General features: G+C 57.8%; 9 protein-coding genes. All 9 read left to right on the top strand.

What is annotated here, in order from left to right:
* Nucleotides 1–126: 126 nt before the first annotated feature.
* The 9 genes from EL26_RS22780 to EL26_RS22750 all read left to right on the top strand — a co-directional run bounded on the left by EL26_RS22780 (nt 127) and on the right by EL26_RS22750 (nt 3,971).
* Nucleotides 127–1,257 (top strand): hypothetical protein, encoded by a 1,131-nt coding sequence (locus EL26_RS22780; protein WP_038094722.1) that lies wholly within the window; start codon nt 127–129, stop codon nt 1,255–1,257.
* A gap of 114 nt (nt 1,258–1,371) precedes the next feature.
* The gene (locus EL26_RS25710) at nt 1,372–1,533 is read left to right on the top strand and encodes a hypothetical protein (protein ID WP_161780791.1); all 162 of its coding nucleotides are present in this window, start codon (nt 1,372–1,374) and stop codon (nt 1,531–1,533) included.
* Nucleotides 1,511–2,095 (top strand): hypothetical protein, encoded by a 585-nt coding sequence (locus tag EL26_RS22775; protein ID WP_038094720.1) that lies wholly within the window; start codon nt 1,511–1,513, stop codon nt 2,093–2,095. The genes EL26_RS25710 and EL26_RS22775 overlap by 23 nt, the downstream gene beginning before the upstream one ends.
* Nucleotides 2,085–2,333, top strand: a complete 249-nt coding sequence (locus tag EL26_RS25160; RefSeq protein ID WP_152559377.1) for a hypothetical protein — start codon at nt 2,085–2,087, stop codon at nt 2,331–2,333. The genes EL26_RS22775 and EL26_RS25160 overlap by 11 nt, the downstream gene beginning before the upstream one ends.
* Nucleotides 2,334–2,390: 57 nt before the next feature.
* Nucleotides 2,391–2,657 (top strand): hypothetical protein, encoded by a 267-nt coding sequence (locus EL26_RS22770; protein ID WP_038094718.1) that lies wholly within the window; start codon nt 2,391–2,393, stop codon nt 2,655–2,657.
* 28 nt (nt 2,658–2,685) lie between these two features.
* Nucleotides 2,686–2,937: a DUF6440 family protein gene (locus EL26_RS22765; RefSeq protein WP_038094715.1), complete on the top strand. Its 252-nt coding sequence runs from the start codon at nt 2,686–2,688 to the stop codon at nt 2,935–2,937.
* An 11-nt stretch (nt 2,938–2,948) separates the two neighbouring features.
* Nucleotides 2,949–3,221 (top strand): DUF3850 domain-containing protein, encoded by a 273-nt coding sequence (locus EL26_RS22760; protein ID WP_038094713.1) that lies wholly within the window; start codon nt 2,949–2,951, stop codon nt 3,219–3,221.
* A 218-nt stretch (nt 3,222–3,439) separates the two neighbouring features.
* Nucleotides 3,440–3,685 carry a hypothetical protein gene (locus EL26_RS22755; RefSeq protein WP_038094711.1) on the top strand — a complete coding sequence of 82 codons (246 nt, stop codon included), beginning with the start codon at nt 3,440–3,442 and terminating at the stop codon, nt 3,683–3,685.
* A 19-nt stretch (nt 3,686–3,704) separates the two neighbouring features.
* Nucleotides 3,705–3,971: a hypothetical protein gene (locus tag EL26_RS22750; RefSeq protein WP_038094710.1), complete on the top strand. Its 267-nt coding sequence runs from the start codon at nt 3,705–3,707 to the stop codon at nt 3,969–3,971.
* Nucleotides 3,972–3,985: the final 14 nt, after the last annotated feature.

The following is a 3,985-nucleotide window of genomic DNA, read 5'->3' as shown; positions in this document are numbered from 1 at the left end:
ACACCGTAACGATTTTTGCGGCTGGTCTTCTTATCGCATCGTTGGGGTGGATCGGGGTACTGACCGCAACCGGGCGCCTCAAGATCGTGGCTCCCGCGTACTGGGCGGACAAGGGCGGGAAGTAACGTGGACCACTTCTCGATCCAAGCCGCGCGCCGTGAGAAAGTCTTCATCAAGCGCCTGACCGCCGGTCTCACGTACCGCACAGGCACCGGCCGTCAGAACAAGATCGAGTCGCACGACGCCGAGGCGGTGTACATCACCACCGCCCGTAGTCAGCGCCCGATCCGCATCGCCCGCGACAAGCTGCGCGCCGCGATCAGGCACATGTACGTCCGGCGAACAGCGACCCGCAAGGAAATGGAGCGGCATCATGCGTACAGCTCCGCGATGCTGGGACTCGTCGGCGTTGTGCTCGCCGGGCTGACCAAAATACAGCGGACGGTGCGCGGTCTGCTCCGCATCACGATGATCGGGACCAGGTACTTTTTCAGCGGTTGCGAGCGCGACCCGACGGCACTCCGCATCATCAAGGCGAACGGCGGTAAGATGCTCCTCATGAGCTACTTCCACCTCCGAGACGATCCGGGATGGTTGCGCCGGATCGAGCAGGTGGGCTTCACAGCGGAGGAGAGACGGTGCGTGCTGATTGACTCCGGCGCGTACAGCCTACATCGGGCCAAGCAGGACGGCAAGGACGTGCGCCCGATCTGCGTCGAGGACTACGCTGACTGGATTAAACAGCACCGAGACCACCTGTATGGCTGGATGTCGCTGGACGTGATCGGCGACGAGGCGGCGACGCGGGCGAACTACGAATACCTTTGCGCTCGCGGCCTGCGCCCGATACCTGTCGTAAGCATTCACTCCGGCGACGAAGAGTTCGAGCGGTACGTGCAGGAGGATCACGACATCATCGCAATCGGCGGCGTGGCGCTCATGCTCCAGAGATCGCAAAAGCGGAAGGCGACGGCGATGCTACGGCGGATCGTCGCCAGATGGCCGAATCAAGTCTGGCACCTCCTAGGGTGCGCATACATTCCACTCCTGCGCGAGATCGGCGTGACGTTCTCCGACAGCGCCGCTGCGGTGCTCGCCGCCAGCAACAAGCGGTTGATCACAAAGGCCGGTCAGAAGACGCGCCGCGACATGACGAAGAACGAGTTGACCGCCTCCATTGTGCGCGAGCTGGTGAAGCTGGAACACTACGGCTTGGGGCGACGTCCGCAGTACGGGCAAATTGCATTGCAGATTTGAAAGGACTGAGCACCATGAAAGTTTACATCTGCTTGGAATGCGGCGGTGAGCACGAAGGCGACGAAGAACGCCGCCTTCGGAACCGCTGCGAGATATGTGAGAGGAGCGGGGACGATGAACAAGGCGCTTAAGCAAAAGATCGAGAAAGCCAAGAAGCTCGCGGAAGAATTGCGCGAGGCGGGGTATCAAAACGTGTCCGTCGACGAAGAGACGGGCGAAATCAGCATGAATCCGAAGAAGGAGGGCAAATCCGATGACCACACTGCAACTGCCTGACCTGTACAAAGCGGCCGCCGAACTGGTAGCGCTGCAAAAAGAAAAGAACAACCTGACCGGCGACCTGCTGCCGAGAATGGTGCTGGAACTGAACGTGAAGCTGGGGAAGCTCGCCGAGCTGGCGGGGATGGGGGAGTGGCACCGGACGCGAGAGCCGTTGATTGAGCAGAAGTTAGGCCTGACCTACGCTCAGTATCGAAAGGTGAACGAGGGTCAAATGGAATGGCCAACACGCAACCCGCTCATGGAAGCCTGCGCCGAGGTGTATGGTGGAATCCTGAGCATCGCAGCCGAAGCGGGATACACCGACGACGACTGCAGCGCGTGGGACGACTCGCTCGAAGGTGATAACGCCGACTGTATCAACGAAATGATCTTCTACCTGAACTATTTCCGCTTCGAACAAGAGTCGGAGCGAAAGAAGGAATACTTCCGGCACGTAATCTACATGTTCGCAAACACGATTTATTACCGCTTTACGATTGACTGGGATGACCTCTTCACGGCAGTCATGGAGAGCATCGAGCGCCAGCGTCGGGCGGTGTCGTCCGATGAAAACTAGCGTAATCGCACGGCAACGGTTCTCCGAGGTGGAGACCGAAAGCAAAGGTGTCTCTTGGGGAAAGTTGACGCCGCGAAGCCGTAAGAAAGTGATCATCTGCCGTATCCGCCGCGAACGAGAAGCATGGGGCTTCTGCCCGGAACGGAGCACACACAACGGCCCGCGATGGGTTGAAGAGTACCATCTGTGCAGACCGTGCCTGCACCAAGAGTGGAAACAGCCGGTGCACGCGTGCTGAGTAAACCAACCACCCCGACCCCGCTGCTCCAGCGGGGCGGACATAGGAGGATACCCCATGAATAACCAACAAACCACCAACATCGTCGAAGAAATGAATCCGGTCGTCATCTGCAATGACAATGGCCGCATGTTCTTCGACCACGATACGAAAAAGTTTTCGACCAACTTGACGCCGACCTGCTTGTTGCCGACTGACGATCTCGCCTCTACGTTGATCGCTCTGAACAAACCGTTCAACGAAGAGTTCCATAACGCTTTTGTTATCCCGGCGCTCGTAGTGGTTGAAGACGGCGAGATGCAAATCACCATCATCGTTGACTAAGCCCAACCGGGCGGAGGAGGGAAAGGGATTGAAGAAATACGGCAAATTACTGGCGGTGTTGGTGGTAGTCGGGCTGATCTACGGGTGCGGTGAGCAAGTGGGCGCACAGGCGCCGGCGCGCTTCGTAGATGAAGACGGGAAGGCAGTGAGCAGTATCGCAGTAGTCACAGATCAGTGGAGCGGATGCAAATACGCGCTCAAGTACGTTGGAAACGCCGGGAGCATGACGATCCTGTATGACACCGACGGAAAGCCGCTTGGTTGCGGCGAGAAGAAGTAGGGGGGAAGCGGATGACCATTCACCAACTGAAACTCCAGCAGCCGCACTTCGACGCGGTGGCAAGCGGTGAGAAGACGTTCGAGCTGCGCAAGGACGACCGCGGCTTCCAAGTAGGTGACACGCTGGTTCTGCGTGAGATCGACCCGCGAACGGTGCTTGAATTACCACCGGGTAAGTACCAGGGCGCGAAGATCCGCTACTCATACATCAAGAAGGGCGGGCGCAAGGTGCACAATGCGTACCGAGTCGTCGTCTACGCAGAGCAAGGAGGCGTTGGGGAATGAACAGCTTTACGTGGTTCGGATCTGGGGCGCTTGTCGCCTCGCTCCTCATGATCGGGGTACTGACTGCAACCGGTCATCTCAAAGTCGTGGCACCGACGAACTGGTCTGAAAAANGATCGGGGTACTGACTGCAACCGGTCATCTCAAAGTCGTGGCACCGACGAACTGGTCTGAAAAAGGCGAGAAGTAAACCAGCCACCACGGAGGAGGGAAAGCAGATGAACGATCACAAATGCACTGTGTGCCAAGGTGAACCCGGAGAAGTGGAAGATTGCGTTTGGTGCGACGGGCAAGGCTGCGAAACGGACGGCACGAACAATATCGTCTGCCCGCATTGCGGTGACGAGTTCGGTGATTCGTGGGAGATCCCGCAGGACAGCGGGACTGAAGAGTGCCAGTCTTGCGGCAAGTCATACACGTTTGAACGGATCGTAGAGGTCACGTACAAAACAGTGCGGGCATAGCCCAGAGGAGGGAAAGAGAGTGGCGAAGAACGCACAACCCGCGAAGCCGAGCAAGAAGGTTCAGAACGCTTGGAAGACCATCGCGGAATACATGCTGGAAACCGATGGCTACTTTGCAAGATCGGAACACGATCATGGAGAACCGCGTTTCGAGCCGCGTAGAGAGCCGGGGAAGCTTCGCATCGATGTGATGGTGGTCCCGCACATCATGAAGCTTACCATGAGTCATTTGCACTCTGACGAGCAAACGGTGTTAGAATGCACCATCGAAAAAGAGAACACATAGCACCAAGCCGAAAA

It is taken from the genome of Tumebacillus flagellatus (assembly GCF_000714935.1).
GTDB classification, from domain to species: Bacteria; Bacillota; Bacilli; order Tumebacillales; family Tumebacillaceae; genus Tumebacillus; species Tumebacillus flagellatus.
The sequence above is the reverse complement of the archived record's forward strand: the minus strand, read 5'-3'. Positions and strand labels throughout refer to the sequence as shown.

Bases quoted from the DNA above. Each gene is read 5' to 3' on its own strand.
- EL26_RS25710 (WP_161780791.1), top strand. From the start codon at position 1,372: ATGAACAAGGCGCTTAAGCAAAAGATCGAGAAAGCCAAGAAGCTCGCG.
- EL26_RS22775 (WP_038094720.1), top strand. From the start codon at position 1,511: ATGACCACACTGCAACTGCCTGACCTGTACAAAGCGGCCGCCGAACTG.
- EL26_RS25160 (WP_152559377.1), top strand. From the start codon at position 2,085: ATGAAAACTAGCGTAATCGCACGGCAACGGTTCTCCGAGGTGGAGACC.
- EL26_RS22770 (WP_038094718.1), top strand. From the start codon at position 2,391: ATGAATAACCAACAAACCACCAACATCGTCGAAGAAATGAATCCGGTC.
- EL26_RS22760 (WP_038094713.1), top strand. From the start codon at position 2,949: ATGACCATTCACCAACTGAAACTCCAGCAGCCGCACTTCGACGCGGTG.
- EL26_RS22755 (WP_038094711.1), top strand. From the start codon at position 3,440: ATGAACGATCACAAATGCACTGTGTGCCAAGGTGAACCCGGAGAAGTG.